The sequence below is a fragment of the Variovorax sp. GW821-FHT09D05 genome (assembly GCF_059416325.1).
The window spans coordinates 425457-445345 of sequence record NZ_JBWKOZ010000003.1; the positions used below are offsets into that span (position 1 = coordinate 425457).

The 19889-nt window shown below is 62.8% G+C and carries 20 protein-coding genes and 1 tRNA gene; 14 read left to right on the top strand and 7 right to left on the bottom strand.

The genetic code is table 11. The annotated features are described in order from the left end of the window. Position 1 precedes the first annotated feature (1 nt). A complete protein-coding gene (locus AC07O3_RS09960) occupies positions 2 to 1714 on the bottom strand; it encodes an acyl-CoA dehydrogenase family protein (protein WP_495339198.1) in 1713 nt (570 codons plus the stop codon). Positions 1715 to 1992: 278 nt separating this feature from the next. Between AC07O3_RS09960 and AC07O3_RS09965 the strand changes: the two genes are divergently transcribed. The 10 genes from AC07O3_RS09965 to AC07O3_RS10010 all read left to right on the top strand — a co-directional run bounded on the left by AC07O3_RS09965 (position 1993) and on the right by AC07O3_RS10010 (position 11529). Continuing rightward, positions 1993 to 2832 (top strand): AraC family transcriptional regulator, encoded by an 840-nt coding sequence (locus AC07O3_RS09965; protein ID WP_093073695.1) that lies wholly within the window; start codon positions 1993 to 1995, stop codon positions 2830 to 2832. A 229-nt stretch (positions 2833 to 3061) separates the two neighbouring features. Continuing rightward, positions 3062 to 4054, top strand: coding sequence for a class I SAM-dependent methyltransferase (locus tag AC07O3_RS09970; protein ID WP_093175927.1), 993 nt, complete (start codon positions 3062 to 3064; stop codon positions 4052 to 4054). A gap of 47 nt (positions 4055 to 4101) precedes the next feature. Further along, positions 4102 to 4920 (top strand): hypothetical protein, encoded by an 819-nt coding sequence (locus AC07O3_RS09975; RefSeq protein WP_093175930.1) that lies wholly within the window; start codon positions 4102 to 4104, stop codon positions 4918 to 4920. Positions 4921 to 4945: 25 nt separating this feature from the next. Continuing rightward, positions 4946 to 5239 carry a DUF1330 domain-containing protein gene (locus tag AC07O3_RS09980; RefSeq protein WP_093073691.1) on the top strand — a complete coding sequence of 98 codons (294 nt, stop codon included), beginning with the start codon at positions 4946 to 4948 and terminating at the stop codon, positions 5237 to 5239. Positions 5240 to 5327: 88 nt separating this feature from the next. Next, positions 5328 to 6242 carry a DMT family transporter gene (locus AC07O3_RS09985; protein ID WP_495339199.1) on the top strand — a complete coding sequence of 305 codons (915 nt, stop codon included), beginning with the start codon at positions 5328 to 5330 and terminating at the stop codon, positions 6240 to 6242. 23 nt (positions 6243 to 6265) lie between these two features. Next, positions 6266 to 6991: an alanyl-tRNA editing protein gene (locus AC07O3_RS09990; protein ID WP_093056414.1), complete on the top strand. Its 726-nt coding sequence runs from the start codon at positions 6266 to 6268 to the stop codon at positions 6989 to 6991. A 12-nt stretch (positions 6992 to 7003) separates the two neighbouring features. Next, positions 7004 to 7681: a Rieske 2Fe-2S domain-containing protein gene (locus tag AC07O3_RS09995; protein WP_495339200.1), complete on the top strand. Its 678-nt coding sequence runs from the start codon at positions 7004 to 7006 to the stop codon at positions 7679 to 7681. 280 nt (positions 7682 to 7961) lie between these two features. Further along, positions 7962 to 9065, top strand: a complete 1104-nt coding sequence (locus AC07O3_RS10000; protein WP_495339201.1) for a Leu/Phe/Val dehydrogenase — start codon at positions 7962 to 7964, stop codon at positions 9063 to 9065. After that, the gene (gene argE / locus AC07O3_RS10005; protein WP_495339202.1) at positions 9062 to 10201 is read left to right on the top strand and encodes an acetylornithine deacetylase; all 1140 of its coding nucleotides are present in this window, start codon (positions 9062 to 9064) and stop codon (positions 10199 to 10201) included. The genes AC07O3_RS10000 and argE overlap by 4 nt, the downstream gene beginning before the upstream one ends. After that, positions 10198 to 11529 (top strand): MFS transporter, encoded by a 1332-nt coding sequence (locus AC07O3_RS10010; protein WP_093175943.1) that lies wholly within the window; start codon positions 10198 to 10200, stop codon positions 11527 to 11529. The genes argE and AC07O3_RS10010 overlap by 4 nt, the downstream gene beginning before the upstream one ends. 76 nt (positions 11530 to 11605) lie before the next feature. Here the strand turns inward: AC07O3_RS10010 and AC07O3_RS10015 are convergent. From AC07O3_RS10015 to cysS, 6 genes are all read right to left on the bottom strand, one after another. Beyond that, positions 11606 to 11698 (bottom strand) — tRNA-Ser (locus tag AC07O3_RS10015). A 27-nt stretch (positions 11699 to 11725) separates the two neighbouring features. Next, positions 11726 to 12994, bottom strand: a complete 1269-nt coding sequence (locus AC07O3_RS10020; protein ID WP_093056409.1) for an aspartate kinase — start codon at positions 12992 to 12994, stop codon at positions 11726 to 11728. 55 nt (positions 12995 to 13049) lie between these two features. After that, complete coding sequence (gene tilS / locus AC07O3_RS10025) at positions 13050 to 14027, bottom strand: tRNA lysidine(34) synthetase TilS (protein WP_495339203.1); 978 nt, start codon at positions 14025 to 14027, stop codon at positions 13050 to 13052. A 15-nt stretch (positions 14028 to 14042) separates the two neighbouring features. Continuing rightward, a complete protein-coding gene (locus AC07O3_RS10030; protein WP_093056407.1) occupies positions 14043 to 15023 on the bottom strand; it encodes an acetyl-CoA carboxylase carboxyltransferase subunit alpha in 981 nt (326 codons plus the stop codon). A 16-nt stretch (positions 15024 to 15039) separates the two neighbouring features. Continuing rightward, positions 15040 to 15690, bottom strand: a complete 651-nt coding sequence (locus AC07O3_RS10035; RefSeq protein WP_093056579.1) for a DNA-3-methyladenine glycosylase family protein — start codon at positions 15688 to 15690, stop codon at positions 15040 to 15042. A gap of 17 nt (positions 15691 to 15707) precedes the next feature. Next, positions 15708 to 17084, bottom strand: coding sequence for a cysteine--tRNA ligase (cysS, locus tag AC07O3_RS10040; RefSeq protein ID WP_495339204.1), 1377 nt, complete (start codon positions 17082 to 17084; stop codon positions 15708 to 15710). Between the two features lie 204 nt (positions 17085 to 17288). On the opposite strand from cysS, the gene AC07O3_RS10045 reads away from it, so the two are divergent. From AC07O3_RS10045 to AC07O3_RS10060, 4 genes are read left to right on the top strand one after another with little or no spacing between them, the layout of a single operon-like run. Next, on the top strand, positions 17289 to 17879 hold the full coding sequence (locus AC07O3_RS10045) for a tetratricopeptide repeat protein (RefSeq protein WP_093056405.1): 591 nt from the start codon (positions 17289 to 17291) through the stop codon (positions 17877 to 17879). A gap of 60 nt (positions 17880 to 17939) precedes the next feature. Further along, the gene (locus AC07O3_RS10050) at positions 17940 to 18548 is read left to right on the top strand and encodes a peptidylprolyl isomerase (protein WP_495339205.1); all 609 of its coding nucleotides are present in this window, start codon (positions 17940 to 17942) and stop codon (positions 18546 to 18548) included. 32 nt (positions 18549 to 18580) lie between these two features. After that, positions 18581 to 19093 carry a peptidylprolyl isomerase gene (locus tag AC07O3_RS10055; RefSeq protein WP_093056403.1) on the top strand — a complete coding sequence of 171 codons (513 nt, stop codon included), beginning with the start codon at positions 18581 to 18583 and terminating at the stop codon, positions 19091 to 19093. A 19-nt stretch (positions 19094 to 19112) separates the two neighbouring features. Next, a complete protein-coding gene (locus tag AC07O3_RS10060; RefSeq protein WP_495339206.1) occupies positions 19113 to 19889 on the top strand; it encodes a UDP-2,3-diacylglucosamine diphosphatase in 777 nt (258 codons plus the stop codon).

Below are 19889 nucleotides of genomic sequence, written 5' to 3' on the forward strand. Positions count from 1 at the left end.
CTCAGAAGGATGCCGACTGCGCCGCCTCAGACACATCAGCGCGCGAGACGATCCCGCGCAGATCCGCCCCCGTGGCCAAAGTCCCCATCACTCCGGCGTGCTGACCGCCCAGGCGCGACTCGACGAAGCGCTGTGCCACCGCGCCATCGCTGTGCCTGAGCATCTCGCTCGCCTGGAGCGCAAGAGCCATGCGCGTCACGATGGCGCGCGAATTGCCCTCATCGACTGCACCCGCAGAAAGATCGTCGCGCAGGCCGGCGATGAACTTCGCATACGCCGCGTTGGCAACTCCCGGCTGGGAGACTTCATCGAGAAAGACTTCGAGCGAGCCCTTCTCGCGGCCGAGCGCGCGCACCACGTCCATGCACATCATGTTCGTCGTGCCTTCCCAGATCGAATTGAGCGGCGCCTCGCGGTACAGCCGCGCGATGGGGTTCTCCATGATGAAGCCGTTGCCGCCGTGAACCTGCAATGCCTCGTAGACGAAGTACGTCGCACGCTGGCAGTTCCAGTACTTGACCACGGGCGTTGCCACGCGGGCAAGAAGCCGCTCGCGTTCGTTCGATTCCATGCTGTCGGTTGCGCGTGCGACACGCATCGCCGACAACATGGCCGCTTCGCTTTCCAGCGCCAGATCCGCCAGCACATTCGTCTGCATGGGCAGGTCGGCCATCCGGCGACCGAAGCCGTCGCGTGTCGATGCGTGGTTGATCGCCAGCGTGAGTGCCTGGCGCATCAGGCCCGCAGAACCCACGGCAAAGTCGAGGCGGGTCAGGTGTGCATGCGACAGGATCTCGCGGATCCCGCGTCCCTCTTCGCCGACCAGCATCGCCCAGGTCTTGTTGAACTCGACTTCGCTCGATGCGTTGGAGCGGTTTCCGCACTTGTCCTTCAGGCGCTGCACGGCAACGCGGTTGGCACTGCCGTCCGGCAGGAAGCGCGGAACGAAAAGGCAGCTCACGCCCGAATTGGTTTGAGCCAGCGTGTAGAAGCCGTCGGAAGTCGGAACCGAAAAAAACCACTTGTGGCCCGTCACGTTGTAGATGCGAGCACCGTTCTCGGTTCCGACGAAGGTGGCCGTGGTCTGCGTCTGGCGCAGGTCGGAGCCGCCCTGCTTCTCGGTCATGGCATAGCCGATCACGGCGCCCGTTTTCTGCGGGAGCGGCAGGCGGCGCGGGTCGTAGCGACCGGAAAGTGTCTTCTCCCTCCAGAGTGCAAACTCCGGCCGCCCCGCAAAACCAGCACAGGCAGCGTATGCCATGCCAGTGGGGCATCCGGTGCCGTTCTCGACCTGGTTCCACAGGTAGCTCAGCACCGCACGCGCAAAATGGCCCGACGGCTCATTGGTTGTCCATGCAAGGCTCGGTACGCCATGCGCGAAACCCAGGGCCATGAGTTGATGCCAGGCGGGATGAAACTCGACCCAGTCCAGACGATTGCCGAACCGATCATGCGTGCGCAGTTGCGGACTGTGTTCGTTGGCCAATCGTGCAAGGTCCTGCACCTCTTCATTGCCCGCCAATGCGCCGACCGCCGTTGCGTCAGGAATGCTCCAGGCCGCATGACGCGCCACGAGTTCTCGTAGAGCCACATCGCCTGTGAACGCGTTGTGGCCGGTGCAAGCACTGGCCTGGTTGAATACCCTGTGCGTCTCGACGCCATCGGCCAGGGGAAACTGAAACGCCAGAGCCGTACTTTCGAGGGGCATGTTCATGAAGGTCTCCAGAAGTTCGCCGCGCTGCAGGCATAGTGAATCATTCTTCGCGATTCGTGAACCTGAATCCGTTCTTTCCCGGGCCGGGCACCGACGCACCAGGACCGCAAAATGGCACAGTCTTTGCGTGCTCAAGCTACAGCGACCTGGCGCCGCCCCGCCCGCTCCCCAGATCGCGCCGTAGTCACTGGAATAGACAGCCTTGCTCACCATTCAGGTGCCATGCAACCGGTTGGACGCTGAAAGCGTTACAACCGCTGATCCAAACGGAGGCTTCGTTGGCCAAGCTGGACCCTCTGAATACATCGCGCTACTGGCATGTGCCCGGCATGCCGGGCATGGACATGCTGCATGCGGACTTCACGACGCATGAATACGCGCCCCACGTGCACCATTCCTTCGTGATCGCAGTCACCGAGGTTGGAGGCGCCGAATTCAAGAGCCGCGGCCGCACGGGCATTGCCAATCAGCAGGCGCTCCTCGTCTTCAACCCGGCCGAACCCCATTCGGGCCGCATGGGCGGCAGTGCCCGCTGGCGGTACCGGGCCCTCTATCTGGCCGAGCCGGGCATCAGGCATCTGATGACGACGCTGGGCATCGATCAAACCCGGTACTTCGGATCGAACATCTACTGCGACCAGGAGCTCATTGGCAGCTTTCTGGAGCTTCATCGCGCCTACGACGGAAACAGCGATCAATGGGACCCTCTGCGGCAGCAGGAGCTGTTCGTTCATAGCTTCGGAACGCTCTTCCAGAGCCACGCGCAGCCGGGACAACGCGTGCTCCCGGTGCCGGCAGATGCCAACGTCCTCGCGCCAGTGCTGGAACTGCTGCGCGACTCTTTTGCAGAGCGATTGACCCTCGAGCAGATGGCGGCGGCCGCCGACCTGACGCCCTTTCAGCTGATCGGCGCATTCAACCGCACGATCGGATTGACGCCCCACACGTACCTCACGCAGTTGCGGCTCAGGGCCGCCATCAGTCACCTCACTGCCGGCCGGCCGCTGATCGAAGCCGCCGTTGCGAGCGGCTTTTACGACCAGAGCGCGCTCACCAGGCATTTCAAGCGCACCTTCGGCATGACGCCTCTCCAGTACGTCCGCGCCCGGACCTGCTGAGAAGCCGCTCCCCCCGCCCTCGAGCCATGCGCTGAGGGCCTTCTTTCCTCCGCTTCTTGTTTCCGCTCGGCTCGCGCGGAATTCGGATTCGCCTTTTTGGCGCGATTGCTTCCGGCCGCAATTTTTACCAATACGGGTTTCTCCGCGCTGACTATCGTGCAACTAAATGGTTTCGACCAGCGCAAAGTAATCAGTTCGTTTTCAATAGTGTTTAACCCACAGGTGACCCATGCAAAATGTTGATCGCGGCATTACTGGTTCCTCCCTCGCAGGCTCCGCAATCCTGCTGGAAATAGGTGCAGAGTACGGAATCATTGAATTTCTCCAGAAATCGCCGGTCGTGGACGCTGCAACGGCGTCCCGATCCTGCGGAATCAAGGAATCGGTAATTTCCGCCTACCTCGACTCCCTGAGCAAGGCCGGAATCATCGAGGTGTTGGATGAAAAAGCACCCGCCACCTACAAGGCCGGCAGCAATTTCGACGAATTGATCAATGAAGTCGGATATCTTTCCTGGGCGCTCCGCGCTTGCGCCCCCTTGATCAACAACGCGAAAGAATTTTCGGAAAACAACGAAGAGGCGCAACTCAAATACCCGCGCAGCGGGGGTCTGGTCGCCCGCACATCGAAATGGATGGGCGAAAAATCCTTCTATCCGCAGCCGGAAAACGCCATCGTCGCGATGGCACCAAAGAAAATCGTAGATCTTGGATCAGGCTCCGGAGGGTTCCTGATCCGCATGCTCAGGAAAATTCCGGGCTCAAAAGGCGTTGGAATTGATCTGAGCGCGTCGGCCACCGAACAGGCCGTTCGCGCAGCCAGTGAAGCAGGAATGAGCGACAGGCTCCAGTTCGTGACTGCCCCCATCCAGATCCTCACGGAAGATGCCTCTCTCATCAGGGACGCGGACATCATCCACGCAGGATTTGTCATGCACGATCTTCTTCCCGCCGAAGAAGAAACGCTCGACTCGTTGCTGCGTGCCTGCTGCGCCAATGCAATCAAGGGCACGCTGATCATCGTCGATGCGATTCCTGTTGCTCAATCCAGCTGGGAAAAGCCGTTCGCTGCGGCATTCAATCATCTGCACAATCATTTCATGTCCAGAAAGCTTCTCAGTGAAGATGAATGGACTGAAAAATTGTTCCGCGCGGGCTTTTCCAATGTGCGGGTCGAAATACTTGATCACCCTGGAGGGCGAATGTTGATGGCCAGTAAATAATTGAATTTTCACGGCATTTTTTAACCAACTGTAATTAGGAGCACGAAATGAGCGTTACCATTTCCGATCTGGTTGAGAGAGTTAAAAGTCATCGTTGCTATTCCCACCCGATTTTCAAGAATTGGGTCAAGGTCGAACCGGAGCCTCCTGTTGTGGGAGCCCTTTTCCACCAGATCCAGAGCTTCTGCGCGTCCACGCGTCCCGGATGGAGTTTTCCGGATGCGCTCAAGGAGCACGGGCTGCACAGGCAGAGCGAGTTGCTGGAAGAAATCGTCGAGAGCGAATCGGGCCACGGCCCTGAACTGGCGACGATGGCGGGATACATCGTCAACCAGTCGGCCGAAAAGCCCGTGTTTGCAGACCTCTACAACCAAGAGAAGGTCGAAGCGAAGCTCAAGGACTTTTCCAACCAGTTGCTCGGCTCCCTGCCCGGCTACGACATGGACACCGGGTTGACCGCGCAAGTCCGCAAGGCCATCGGCGTCTTCGATCACCGCAAGATGACGGACATCGAAAACACCTACCGGAATCTCGGCACCACGCTGGCGCTGGAAATGATCTCCAACCAGCAATTGATTCCGGGCGAAAAGTATTGCCTGGTGGACAGCGGCATCTACAACGCCGACCTCGAAGTGCCTGAAATGCACTACCTGCTGGAGCACTGGGGCGAAGTCGGCGCCGAGCAGCACCACGAGCAAAACGCCCGCACCGCGGTCGAACTCGCCTTGAAAACCGAATACGCCCACTTGGTCATCGAAGGCGCGGACGATTTTCTCGATTCGCTGACCGGCCTCTGGGACGTTCTGGATGCGGCATTGCTGCAATCCGGTGTCGCCGCGGAGCAAAGAAAAGTGGCTTACGTATAACGGCGGCGCCAAGCCTGGTTGTCATATGGTCGCCTATCTGATTGGCCGGATGTCCATTGTGGACCCGGATCAATACAACCAATACAAGCAACTCACGCCCGGGATCATAGAAAAGTTCGGAGGCAGGTTTCTGACGCGGGGAGGCGAGCGCATGCATTTGGAAGGCGCTCTGGATGATCGGCGCGTGGTTCTTGTCGAATTCAAATCTGCCGATGCGGCGAGAAAATTCTACGAATCGCCGGAATACACCTTTGCAAAGGAATTGCGAAAGGGTGCTGCAGCCGATATGCAGCTCATGGTGATCGAGGGATTTGAATAGCGATAGCTTTTTGCCCTGCCCTTTTGATGCTTTAAAAAACAAACTGGCTGGCACGACCGATGGAGACCCGGTCGTGCCGGAACGAAATATGACGACTATTGCCCTACCTGTTGCTTCAAAAAGCAAAAACTTCTTTTCTTTCGTTGCGCTTCTGCTTGGCGCGGCGGCGTTGGCGCTGGGCGGCGTTTTTCTTCGCCACAGCGAATTGCCTCCGACCGCGAGCGCGGTCTATCGGGTTGCGCTGGCAATTCCGATTTTCTTTCTGCTCGACATGCTTGCGGCAAGAGCCGAGCCCGTGCGCACGACCGGCTCGCCCGCTGAAAAAATGCCGGCCATTCCGATCAAGCTAATTCTTGTCGGATTCATCTTTTCCGGAAATCTGGCGCTTTATCACTGGTCGATGACGCTGACCACGCTGGCCAATTCCAATCTTCTGGCCAACCTTGCCCCGATCTTCGTGGTGCTTGGATCCAACCTGTTTCTGGGGAAGAAATTCAAGCCCGGCTTCCTGTTCGGAATGCTGTTTGCGCTGGCCGGCGCATTCATCCTGATCGGACATCGGCTGGATTTTGGTTCGACCTACATGGCAGGAAATCTGTTAGGTCTTTTGACCGCAGTTTTTTACGGCTCATATCTTCTGGCGGTCAGCCTCGTGCGCTCGAACTATCGAACGATGACCGTCATGGCGTGGAGCAGCGTCGGTACGTTGATCATTCTCTTGCCCATCACGCTCCTGCGCGGCGAGTCGCTTGTTCCGCACACGATCAACGGGATGCTGATGCTGCTCGCGCTGGCAGTCGTCTCGCACGTCGGGGGCCAGGGCCTCATTGCCTATGCGCTGGCCAAGCTCCCGGCCGCGCTTTCTTCGATCACCCTGCTGATACAGCCTGTCATTGCAACCGTGCTCGGCGCCTATCTGTTTCATGAATATCTGAGCGCCACCGAGTTTGCGGGGGCCGTGATCATTCTGATCGGCATCGTTACCGCACGACGATTTTCATAAGCGTTTCGCCAACCGAGGAATTCATGTCTCCTTATCTCTGCCATATCGAACCCGATTGCTTTCAATTCGAAGCCAATGTCATAGCGCGCCGCCCGAATGCGGTTCTTCTCGACCGGTCTTTCTTCTATCCGGGCGGTGGCGGGCAATTGGCGGATCGCGGCACGCTGCAATGGAATGGTGGCGAAATCAAGATCGGCCGGGTCGAAACGGAGGGTCGCAATGCATGGCACGTCTTCGACGAAGCTGAAACCGCCTCCATTCCCGGCGACAAGGTCGTCGCCAAAGTGGATCAGGATTTCCGCTTCATGATGAGCCAATTGCACACGGGCCTGCACATCCTCAATGCGCTCGTCTATCAGCGCTTCGAGGGCTCGCTGGTAACGGGCGTGCAAATGGCGGCCGACGGCACGGCCCGCATCGACTTCGACTTGCCCGCGGCCGACAACAACGAGTTGCGCAAGCTCGAGCCCGAGCTCAACACCCTCATCTCCGACGGGCTGCAGGTGAATGCGGTGTACCTCGACGCAGCCGGACTCTCGCGCGAACCTGGGGTGCTACGCAGCCGGTCCGTCGCACCGCCGAGCCAGGACGACGGCACCACGCGCATCATCGAAATCGTGGGACTCGACCGGCAGGCCTGCGGTGGAACGCATCTTTCGAAGACTTCGCAATCGGCACCGTTGCGCATCCTGAAGATCGAGAACAAGGGGCAGCACAACCGGAGGATCCGGATCGGCCTGGTCAAATAAGACGAGCGAGCCATGCCGCCCGTTGAACCGCCCCCCTCGCGCCCTCTGCCCGAGGGCTTTTTGCCTCCGAACTGCACGTTTTCCGAGCAAGACTGGCCGGTTCTGGCCAGGCAATGGTTTCCGGTCTCACGCGTCGACGAGGTGCCGGCAAAGCCGAGGCAGGTGATCTTGCTGAATCTGCGGTTGGCCATCTATCGCATGCCGGATGGCATTCGCATTGGCCGGGACATGTGCCCGCATCGCGGACTGCCATTGAGCACGGGGCGCATCGAAGACGACGAACTGGTCTGCGCCTACCACGGCCTGCGCTACGGGTCCGATGGGCAATGCCGCAAGGCCCCGGAGAAGCTTGCATTCAAGACGGTGGAATGCTTCAGGATCACGATGTTTCCTGCTGTTGAATGCCACGGCCTTGTCTGGACTTGCCTGATCCCCCAAGGCGAGCCGGGAATACCGGATATTCATTCGACGATCGAAGCCTCCGATCCGGAGCGTCCGGCATCACCAATCAAACTTCAATATGAAGATTGGATAGGTTCGGCAAAATTCGAATTTTCCAGTGGAGAAATAACAATCGACCCCGAGCATCACCAATCGCTGCAGGATCTCGCGCTGAACGAGTACCAAAGGCTGTTCATCGAGATGGGATTGATCACGACAGCGCCCGCATTGCAGCCGTCCCGCGCCTGATCTTGCGGCGCCAAATTTTCACCAATATCACCGCGTCTCCCGATGTCATGCTGTGCCCAACAGCGAGGCCATCACATGACGCAATCATTCCGCCAAGCAAGCCCTGAAGTTCTGTCGCTCACCGATGCGGTGCTCGACGTTCCTCCAGTGGAGCTATCGCTATATCTACACCGCTTGCTGCTGTTTCTAGCCTGCACTCCCGGGCATTGATGCGGCAGCGGCCCTGGAGCAGGCCGCGTCCGCATTCGTTCACATCGAAACTCAAAAAACAGATAAATAAATGACCGTCTTCTCTACCGAGTCTTTTGCGGACCATGAACAGGTGGTCTTCGTATCCGACGATCGGGTCGGGCTTCGGGCCATCATCGCCATTCACAGCACCCGGCTCGGGCCGGCCCTGGGCGGATGCCGCATGTATCCCTACGCCGACGAAGCTTCCGCCCTGCGCGACGTGCTTCGCCTGTCGCGCGGAATGACTTTCAAGGCCGCGGCCGCAGGACTTGGCCTGGGTGGAGGAAAGTCGGTGATCCTCGGCGACCCGCGCAAGAGCAAGACGCCCGAACTGCTGCGGGCGATGGGCGTGGCGGTCAACCGCCTGGGGGGCCGATACATCACCGCCGAAGACGTGGGCACCACTGTCGCCGACTTCGCCTGGGTGCGACAGAACACCCGGCACGTGGTCGGGTTGCCGGAAGAACTGGGCGGCACCGGAGATCCTTCGCCGACCACGGCACTGGGCGTTTATCACGGCATCGTGGCCAGCGTCGCGCATCGGCTGGACCGCGACCTGCGTGGGCTGACGGTGGCGGTGCAAGGCCTGGGCAACGTCGGCTGGAACCTGTGCCGGTTGCTCGTCGCCGCGGGGGTGCGCCTCACGGTATCCGACGTCGATGCGGCGCTCGCGCGCAAGGCCTGCGCCGAGTTCGATGCGCAGGCGGTCGAGCCCGACGAGATCTATGCCGTTCAGGCCGACGTGTTTTCTCCTTGCGCGATGGGCGCCGTCGTGAACGATCGAACCCTGCCGCAGATGAAGTTCCGGGTGATCGCCGGCGGCGCCAACAACCAGCTGGCCGGCGACGAACATGGCAGGCAACTGCGCGATAAGGAAATTCTGTACGCGCCGGACTTCGTGATCAACGCGGGCGGCCTGATTCGCGTGGCGTCGGAGCACGAGGGCTTCAATTCCGCAAAGGTGGATTCGCAGGTGAAAGCCATCGGCGCCACCCTGCACCGGATCTTCGAACTCGCCGGGCGCACCGGCACACCGACCCAATCCGCAGCCATGCAGCTCGTGCAGGAGCGGCTGGGCGGCGGCAACTCCGGCAGAAGCGCGAACAACGGCAACAACAGCGCCAGCAATGCCCTGGCCGAGCGTGTCGCATGACCACCATCGAGATCCTCAGAACCCTTGTGGCATTCGATACGACCTCGCATCGCTCGAACCTCGACCTGATCCACTGGATCGCCGACTACCTCGCGGGGCACCGGGTGAAGGTGCACCTCGTGCACAGCGAGGACAAGCGGAAGGCGAACCTGCTCGCCAGCATCGGCCCCGACATGGCGGGCGGCATGGTGCTCTCCGGGCACAGCGACGTCGTGCCCGTGACCGACCAGAACTGGAGCGCCAATCCCTTCACGCTGGTCGAACGCGACGGCCGCTTCCACGGCCGCGGCGCGGCGGACATGAAGGGCTTCATCGCCGCCTGCCTGTCGGCCGTGCCTGCCTGGCAGCGGCGCCCCCTGGGCCGTCCGATCCACCTTGCTTTCTCTTATGACGAAGAGATCGGGTGCCTCGGCGTTCCGGAGCTCGTGAACCGCCTGAAGACGCAAGTGGAAGCCCCCGCGCTGGCCATCATCGGCGAGCCGACCGAGATGCGGATCGGCGTCAGGCACCGGGGTTTCTTCGGGCACAGGGCGCTCTTCAGCGGGCTTCCCGCGCATTCGAGCGACCCGTCGCTCGGCGCCAGCGCGATCGAGCCCGCCGCCTACCTGGTCACCTGCCTGGCCGGGTTGCGGCGCAGCTTTGCCAGCCGGGGTGGCGAGGCCACCATCAACATCGGCCGGATCGACGGGGGCACCGCCATCAACATCGTGCCGGGGTGCTGCGAGGTCTTGTGGGAGTTTCGTCCGCAAGACGAAGCGGCTGCGGAACTCGTGCGCGATACGGTCCGGGATGCGTTGATGGACCTTCCCGCAGGCGTCACGGTCGAGGCGGTGCAGGTAGCGGGCGTGCCGGCGCTGTCGGCACGCGACAACGACGCGGCAGTCTCGGTCGCACGCGAACTCGGCGCGCTCTGGCCGGAGGCAGACCTGCCGTTCGGCACCGAAGCGGGCTTCTTCCAGCAGGTCGGCATTTCAACGGTGGTATGCGGCCCCGGCTCCATCGCGCAGGCCCATCAGCCGGACGAATGGATCTCCGCAGCCCAGCTGCAGGCGGCCGATCGCTTCATGCAATCGGCCGGCGCATGGGCGCTCGCCGAAGCCGATGTTTCACCCGCCCCCTCTCTCAAGACAGCATGAAAAACCTCGACGCAGCCACGGTGGCTGATGCCACCAGCGCCTTCGGCACCCTTGCCTCCAACGAGCCCCACGATGCAACGCGCCGGATGATTCCCGCGGCGGTCATCGGCAACACGCTCGAGTGGTTCGACTTTGCCGTCTACGGCTTCTTCGCGATCACGATTTCCAAGCTGTTCTTCCCCACGGGCGATGAAACCTCTTCGCTGCTGCTGACCGTGGCGACCTTCGGCGTGGGCTTCGTGATGCGGCCGATCGGTGCTGTGATTCTTGGCGCGCTCGGCGACACACATGGGCGCAAAGCCGCGTTGTCGACAACGATCCTGCTGATGGCGCTTGGAACGGCAATGATCGGCCTGGCGCCGACGTACGCCGATGCGGGCCTCTGGGCGCCCGCGTGGATCGTGCTGGCGAGGCTGATCCAGGGCTTCTCCGCCGGCGGCGAGGTCGGAGGGGCGACGGCGTTTCTCGTCGAGCACGCGCCGAAAGATCGCAAGGGCTACTTCGCAAGCTGGCAGCAGGCGAGCCAGGCCGGTGCACTCCTGCTCGGTTCGCTCTTTGGCGCGACGCTGACGGGGGTTCTGAGCCCCCAGCAACTGGAAGCGTGGGGCTGGCGGATTCCGTTTCTGTTCGGCCTGGTCATCGGCCCGGTGGGCTGGTACATCCGCGCCAAGACGCGGGAGCCCGCAACCTTCGAGCGGGCCAAGGCCGCCAACCAACAGGCGTCGCCGCTGAGGCAGGTGATGGGCTCATACCGCAAGGAAATCATTGCCGGGTTCGGCGTCACCATCGTGTGGACGGTGTGCACGTATTTCTTTCTGGTCTACATGCCGACGTACGCCGTGCGCACGCTCAAGCTGCCGCAGAGCGCATCGCTGTGGGCAAATGGCGCCGGGCTCCTGGTGCTGGTTGTGCTGGCGCCGGTTTTCGGCGGGCTCTCGGACCGGATCGGGCGCCGGCCGCTGCTGGTCGGGTTTGCTGCCGCGATCCTCGTGCTGGCCTATCCGGCGCTCTGGCTGCTCACGGCCTTTCCGAGTGCCGCGACCTTGACGGCTGTGCTGGTCGTATTTGCCGTGCTGATCGCCGGGTTCACCGGCCCCGCTCCCGCCGCCATGGCCGAGCTCTATCCACCGCAGGTGAGGTCCACGGGGCTTTCGATTGCGTACAACTTTGCTGTCACGATCTTCGGCGGCTTCGCGCCATTCATTGCCACGGCACTGATCGCCCGGACCGGGAGCCCGCTCGCCCCTGCGTGGTATGTGATGTTCGCCGCGGCCGCCAGCCTGGTGGCGCTCCTGGTCGGAGGTTCGGCTTTGCGCAGCAAGGCTTAGTGCCAAAGTTCTTTTCTGCCATGGGCTCGGACAGAAAAAAGCCCCTGTAGTCTCACAACTACAGGGGCTTTTGTCTTGGCGGAACCGGAGGGATTCGAACCCTCGATGAGGCTCTACACCCCATACTCCCTTAGCAGGGGAGCACCTTCGGCCACTCGGTCACAGTTCCTGAAAGAAGCCGAGATTATGCCATCACTTAGGCGCTCGGTTGGTCGAGATCGAACGCTTTATGCAACGCTCGCACGGCCAGTTCCATATATTTTTCGTCGATCACGACCGAGGTCTTGATTTCGCTGGTCGAGATCATCTGGATGTTGATGCCCTCTTCGCTCAGCACGCGGAACATCTTGCTCGCCACGCCCACGTGGCTGCGCATGCCGATGCCGACGATGCTGACCTTGCAGATCTTCGTGTCGCCGACGATCTCGGTCGCGCCCAGCGAGGGCATGACCTTCGACTGCAGCAGGTCGATCGTCTTCGCGTACTCGTTGCGATGCACGGTGAAGCTGAAGTCGGTCTTGCCGTCCTTGCTGAGGTTCTGGATGATCACGTCGACTTCGATGTTGGCGTCTGCCACAGCACCGAGGATGTGATACGCGATGCCGGGCTTGTCGGGCACGCCGAGCACCGAGATCTTGGCTTCGTCGCGGTTGAATGCGATGCCGGATACGACGGCTTGTTCCATGTTTTCGTCTTCCTCGAAAGTGATCAGCGTGCCGGACTTGGCCTCTTCATTGATGTCGATGTCCCACGGCGTGAAGCTCGAAAGCACACGCAGCGGCACCTTGTACTTGCCGGCGAATTCCACCGAGCGGATTTGCAGCACCTTGGAGCCCAGGCTCGCCATTTCGAGCATTTCTTCGAAGCTCACGGTCGTCAGGCGGCGCGCATCGGGCTCGACGCGCGGGTCGGTCGTGTAGACGCCGTCGACGTCGGTATAGATCAGGCATTCGTGCGCCTTCATGGCCGCGGCGATGGCCACGGCCGAGGTGTCACTGCCGCCACGGCCCAGCGTGGTGATGTTGCCGTCGTCGTCCACGCCCTGGAAGCCGGTAATGACCACCACCTTGCCGGCGTTCAGGTCGGCCATCACGCGCTCGTCGTCGATGCTTTCGATGCGGGCCTTGGTGTACGAGTTGTCGGTGCGAACCGACACCTGCCAGCCCGCATAGCTCACGGACTCGACGCCCTCGGCCTGCAGCGCAATGGCCAGCAGCGCCGACGACGCCTGCTCGCCGGTCGAGGCCAGCATGTCGAGCTCGCGGTTGTGGGCCACGCCAGGTTTGCTGGGCGCCAGTTCCTTGGCCAGGCCGAGCAGGCGGTTGGTCTCGCCGCTCATGGCACTCGGAACCACGATCATCTGGTGGCCTGCGCGCGCCCACTTGGCGACGCGCTTGGCGACATTCTTGATGCGCTCGGTCGAGCCCATCGACGTACCGCCGTATTTGTGAACGATCAATGCCATGGGTGAAATCAGAGAAAAGGAAAGGGCCGCTTGAAAGGCGGCGCCCTGCAAGCTGTCAGAGCAAAGTCTTTGGCGAGGGCGGGGCATTGTACCAATGCAGGAAATCGCCCTGCCGCTGGACGAAACCGGCGGCCACCTTGAGGTGGATGCGGTGGCCCCGCGTGGTGCAGGCGCGGACCTGGTCCAGCAGCTGGTCGAGCTGCGCGGCGCTGGGGGCGCAGCCGTGCGACTGCATCAGCCAGTGGCGCAGCACGTTGGCCTGGCGGGCACGCGACAGCGTCTGCAGCGTCGCAATGCGCGGCGGGTCGCCCACGGCGTCCAGGTCTTGCGCCGCCAGCTCGCTCAACAACTGCTGCGCCTGCGCGGCGTGGCCGGCGCTTCGCGCAAAGGTGCCGCGGAACTGCGGAAATGCCTGCTCCAGCGCGGGCAGCAGCACGGAGCGGATTTTGTTGCGGGTGTAGCGCGCGTCGCCGTTGGTCGGGTCTTCGATCCACGGCAGATCGCGGCCGGCCAGCCATTCGCGGATGTCGGCGCCGGCGACGGCGAGCAGCGGCCGGTAGATGTCGAGTCCGTGGCGCTGTGCATGCACTGGCATGGCCGCCAGCCCCGGCAGCCCCGCACCGCGAGACAGCGCCAGCAGCAGGGTTTCGACCTGGTCGTCGGCATGGTGCCCCAGCGCTATGGATTTGATAGCCGCCCTCGCCCCATCGGCGCGCGCCATCTCGGCAAACGCCCCGTAGCGAGCACGGCGGGCCGCGTCTTCAGGGCTATCGCCCGGCGCATGCCTGGCATCGACGCGATGAACGACCAGCGGCACGGCCATGCGCTCGCACACCACTCGGCAATGCTGCTCGAAGCCGTCGGCCGCAGCCTGCAGCCCGTGATGCACATGAAAGGCAAGCACCTGCCCCGGCCAGCGCGCCGCGCAGGCGGCCAGCAAGGCGGTTGAATCGGCGCCGCCGCTGAACCCCACCGCCAGCGGCCAATGCGCCGGCTCGAACGCGGCAACAGCGCGTTCGAAAGCGGAGTTCATGACAGCGCCTGCGCGTTATCTGCCGGTGTCGGCCTTGGTGTCGTTGAAGCGGCCGTAGCTCTGCAGGCGCTCGTAGCGGCGCTCCAGCAGCTCCTTCGGCTTCAGGTCGCTGACCTGGCGGAAGGCATCGTTGAGCGCGCGCTTGAGAAACGCAGCCATCTGGCGATGGTCGCGATGCGCGCCGCCAACGGGCTCGTTCACGATCTTGTCGACCAAACCCAGCGCCTTGAGGCGGTGCGCGGTGATACCCAGCGCATCGGCAGCTTCCTGCGCCTTTTCGCTGGTCTTCCACAGGATGGAAGCGCAGCCTTCGGGGCTGATCACCGAGTAGATCGAGTACTGCAGCATCAGCAGCTGGTCGCCGACCGAGATGGCCAGCGCGCCGCCGGAGCCGCCTTCGCCGATGATCGTGACGATGATCGGCACTTCGAGCTGCGCCATTTCGAAGATGTTGCGGCCAATGGCTTCCGATTGGCCGCGCTCTTCGGCGTCGATGCCGGGGTACGCGCCGGGGGTGTCCACGAAGGTGAACACCGGAAGCTTGAACTTTTCGGCCGTCTTCATCAGGCGCAAGGCCTTGCGGTAGCCCTCGGGCTTGCTCATGCCGAAGTTGCGCGCGGTACGCTCCTTCGTGTCGCGGCCCTTCTGGTGGCCAAGCACCATGCAGGGCACGCCGTTGAAGCGCGCGAGGCCGCCCACGATCGACAGGTCGTCCGAGAAATGCCGGTCGCCGTGCAGTTCGACGAAATCGGTGAAGATTTCGTTGACGTAGTCGAGCGTGTAGGGGCGCTCCGGATGCCGCGCAATCTTGGTGATCTGCCAGGGCGTCAGGTCGCTGTAGATGTCCTTGGTGAGCTGCTGGCTTTTCTTGCCGAGCTGATCGATTTCTTCAGAGATGTCGACCGCGGATTCGGTCTGCACATAGCGCAATTCTTCGATCTTTGTTTCGAGTTCAGCAATGGGCTGCTCGAAGTCGAGGAAGGTTCGTTTCGCCAACGTCTTCTCCTGTTGTTCAGTACGCGACTGGAACCGGGTCCAGCGATCGCCAAATATACCAAGTCGCCACGCTGCAATATGGTGCCCAGGCCACGGCGACGTCGCGGGCATCGCTTCGGCTGACCGGATCGCCCGAAAAATAATTGACGCTGATGCCGTTGAGCAGCCCCAGGTCGTCTACAGGCAGCACATTCGGACGCATCAGGTGAAAGATGAGGAACATCTCGGCCGTCCAGCGGCCGATGCCGCGAATGGCCACGAGTTCTTCGATGATGAGCTCGTCCGACATGTCCTTCCACGCATCGACGTGGACCATGCCCGAATCGAAATGCAGGGCCAGGTCGACCAGGTACTCGATCTTGCGCGCCGACAGCCCTGCCCCGCGCATGTCGTCGACCTTGAGCTTGAGCACGTTGGCCGGCGTCAGCTTGCGCGGCAGCGCGGCAAACTTGTCCCAGACCGACTGCGCGGCCTTCACCGAGATCTGCTGGCCCACGACGCTGCGAGCGAGCGTGGTGAACGCATCACCGCGCGATTCGAGACACGCGTCGCCGAACTTCGGAATCAGCCGCTTCATGACGCGGTCTTTCCGCGAGAGGTGCTTGCATGCCTCTTCCCAATAGTCCGGCGTGTAGATCTGAACGCTGGTCTTCTTGCTGGCGGGCATGGGGTTCGTCGTTCCGTTCACTGCGCAGCCGCCCAGGTCGTGCCCGTGGGCGAATCCTTGAGCACGATGCCCTGCTCGAGGAGTTCCTGGCGAATGCGATCGGCTTCGGCGAAGTTCTTCGCGGCCTTGGCGGCGGCGCGCTCCGCAATACGGGCCTGGATGGCCGCGTCGTCCAGCGTGCTGCCGGCCTGCAGGAAGGCCCGCGGGTCATCTTGCAGCAGGCCCAGTGAGCCGGCCAGCGCCTTCAGCAAGCCGGCGGTCTCGGCGGACTTGGTGCGGTTGACCTCGCCGGCCAGCTCGAACAGCACGGCGATGGCTTCGGGAGTGCCGAAGTCCTCGTCCATGGCGGCCTTGAAGCGCGCCGCATGGGGATCGGCCCAGTCGATGGCCACATCGGCCGGGGCAACCAGGTCGAGCGCGGTGTACAGGCGCTTGAGCGAATTGCGCGCGTCGTCGAGGTGCGCGTCGCTGTAGTTGAGCGCGCTGCGGTAATGCGTGCGCACCAGGAAGAAGCGCAGGCTCTCGGCGTCGTACTTCTGCAGCACTTCGCGGATGGTGAAGAAGTTGCCCAGGCTCTTGGACATCTTCTCGTTGTCCACGCGCACGAAGCCGTTGTGCACCCAGAAGCGCGACAGCGGCTTGCCGTTGGCGCCTTCGCTCTGGGCGATTTCGTTCTCGTGGTGCGGGAACTGGAGGTCCGCCCCGCCGCCGTGGATGTCGAAGGTCTCGCCCAGGGTGGCGCAGCTCATGGCCGAGCACTCGATGTGCCAGCCCGGCCGGCCTGTGCCGTAGACGCTTTCCCACTTGGCGTCGGCGGGCTCGGTCGGCTTGGCGGCCTTCCAGAGCACGAAGTCGAGCGGATCCTGCTTGCCGTCGAGCACGGCAACGCGCTCGCCCGCATGCAGCTCGTCGAGCGACTTGCCCGACAGCTTGCCGTAGCCCGGGAACTTGCGCACCGCGTAGTTCACGTCGCCGTTGTCCGAGCGGTAGGCCAGACCTTTTTGCTCCAGCTTCTCGATGATGCCGAGCATCTGCGGCACGTATTCGGTGGCGCGCGGCTCGATGGTGGGTGGCTCGATGCCGAGCGCGCCGATGTCCTCGTGCATGGCCGCGATCACCTCGTCGGTCAGCTGGCGGATGGTGATGCCGCGCTGCACGGAGCGGGCGATGATCTTGTCGTCGATGTCGGTGATGTTGCGCACGTAGGTCACGGCGTAGTCGCTGGCGCGCAGCCAGCGCTGCACCACGTCGAACGCCATCATCATGCGGGCGTGGCCGATGTGGCAGAAATCGTAGACCGTCATGCCGCAAACGTACATGCGCACCTGTCCCGGTTGCAATGGGGAGAATTCCTCCAATTCACGCGACAGCGTGTTGTAGATGCGCAGACTCATGAGATTCGGAAAGCGTCGCTTCGCGCACGTACGGCACGGGCGAACGACGGTGTTTTTCAGGGGTGACGGGGACTGTGGTCGCGAGGGGTTGGACATGGCCCCTCGGCTACAATGAAACCAAGTATAAACGGCTGCCACCGCGCAGCGTTCGGGTGTTCCCCAAGCCCGCAAGCCTGCATCTCCCCCCATTTCCGCCGAGGCTTCATGAAGCACGCCGCATTCTCCAGACTCTCCATTGCCTTCGCACTGCTGTTCAGCCTGTGGGGCTCCGCCGTGCACGCCAACGAATACGACGACGTGAACGCGCTGCTGCGCCAGGGCAAGTCGAACGAAGCGCTCGCCAAGGCCGACACCTACATCGCCGGCAAGCCGCGCGACCCACAGATGCGCTTCCTGCGCGGCGTGATCCTCACCGAGCAGAACAAGCAGGCCGAGGCCATCACCGCCTTCACGCAGCTCACGCAAGATTTCCCCGAGCTCTCCGAGCCCTACAACAACCTGGCCGCGCTGTACGCTTCGCAAAGCAAGTTCGACCAGGCGCGCAACGCCCTCGAGCAAGCCCTCAAGCTCAATCCGAACTACGCCACGGCACACGAGAACCTCGGCGACGTGTACGCCCGCCTCGCGGCGCAGGAATACGTGCGCGCGCAGCAGTTCGCCAGCACCAACGCCAGCGTCGCGCCCAAGCTCGCGCTGATCCGCCAGATCTTCAGCTCGAAGGCCGAAGCCGAAGCGGCCGCCCTGCCCGCGCCGCCGGTGGTCATCCGCAAGCCGGTCGGCCGCACCAGCAAGTAATCGCCGCCGGCACGGGCGCCCCAGGGTGCCTGCCGCGCAGCCCCGTCCCTTCATCCGCACATGGAGCCCCGTTTGACGACTCACACCCTCTCCCGTTTCAGCCGCCGTAGCGCCCTCGTCCTGGCCGCCGCACTCACGTTCGCCGCCACGGGCCACGCGCAAACGGCCGCGGCACCGCGCGTCAAGCTCGCCACCTCGGCCGGCGACATCGTGGTCGAGCTCGATGCAGCCAAGGCGCCCAAGTCGGTCGAGAACTTCCTGCAGTACGTCAAGGACAAGCACTACGACGGCACGGTGTTCCACCGCGTGATCGACGGCTTCATGATCCAGGGCGGCGGCTTCACGGCCGACCTGCAGCAAAAGCCCACGCGCGCGCCCATTCCTCTGGAAACGAGCAACGGCCTGAAGAACGACAAGTACACGATCGCCATGGCCCGCACCGGCAATCCGAATTCCGCGACCTCGCAGTTCTTCATCAACGTGAAGAACAACGACTCGCTCAACGCGCCCAACCCCGACGGCTACGGCTACACCGTGTTCGGCAAGGTCGTTGCCGGCACCGACGTGGTCGACAAGATCCGCGCGGTGGCCACCGGCAACAAGGGCGGCATGCAGAACGTGCCGCTCGAAGCCGTCACCATCAAGTCCGCCACGCTGCTGGCGAAGTAATCCCTTTCCCCCTTTCTCAAGCAGGAGCCCTCATGAGCAACCCCCAAGTCGAACTGCATATCAAGAACTACGGCGTGATCACGCTCGAACTCGACGCCGCCAAGGCGCCGAAGTCGGTCGAGAACTTCGTCTCGTACGTGAAGAAGGGTCACTATGACAACACGGTGTTCCACCGCGTGATCCCCGGCTTCATGGTGCAAGGCGGCGGTTTCGAACCCGGCATGAAGCAAAAGCCCACCGACGCCGAGATCCAGAACGAAGCCAACAACGGCCTGAAGAACGACAACTACACCGTGGCAATGGCCCGCACCAGCGCGCCCCACTCGGCCACCGCGCAGTTCTTCATCAACGTGTCCGACAACGGCTTCCTGAACCACACCGCACCTTCGGCCCAGGGCTGGGGCTATGCCGTGTTCGGCAAGGTCATCAACGGCACCGACGTGGTCGACAAGATCAAGGCCGTGAAGACGGGCCGCAAGGGCTTTCATGACGACGTGCCGCTCGAAGACGTGGTGATCGAAAAGGCTGTTGTCACCGCTGAATGAAGAACAGGCGCGACGCGGCATGACGACTGTGGCGAACCCGGCTTTTACCGAGCTGGTGGCGCCACCCGCGTGGCGCACCGTCGACCTGATTTCCGACCTGCACCTGCAGGCCGGCGAGCCCGCCACCTTCGAGGCCTGGCAGGGCTATCTGCAGACCACGCCTGCCGACGCACTGATCATCCTCGGCGATCTGTTCGAGGTGTGGGTCGGCGACGATTCGGCCACCCTCCCCGGCTGCGAGGCTCAGTGCGCCGACTTGCTGCGCCGCACCGCGCAGCGGCTGCCGGTGTTCTTCATGCACGGCAACCGTGACTTCCTCGTCGGCCCGGCGTTCGCGGCGCAGTGCGGCCTCACGCTGCTCGACGACCCGACGGTGCTCGTGCTGCACGGTCAGCGCTGGCTGCTGAGCCACGGCGACATCCTCTGCCTGGAAGACACCGAGTACCTCAAGTTCCGCGCGCAGGTTCGCACGCCCGAGTGGCAGGCCGCGTTCCTCGCAAGGCCGCTGGAAGAGCGCCGCGCGCTCGCGCGCTCCATGCGCGTGCAGAGCGAAGACCGCAAGCGCAATCCGTCGACCGTCTGGGCCGATGTCGACACCGCCGCCGCACGCGAGTGGCTGCAACAGGCAAACGCCAGCACGCTGGTGCACGGCCACACGCATCGCCCCGCCGATCACGACATGGGCAACGGCCTGCGCCGCGTCGTGCTGAGCGACTGGGATGCTGCCGCGCATCCGCCGCGCGCGCAGCTGCTGTGCCTCTCCACTGCCGGCGCGCAGCGCGTCGATCTGCGCTAG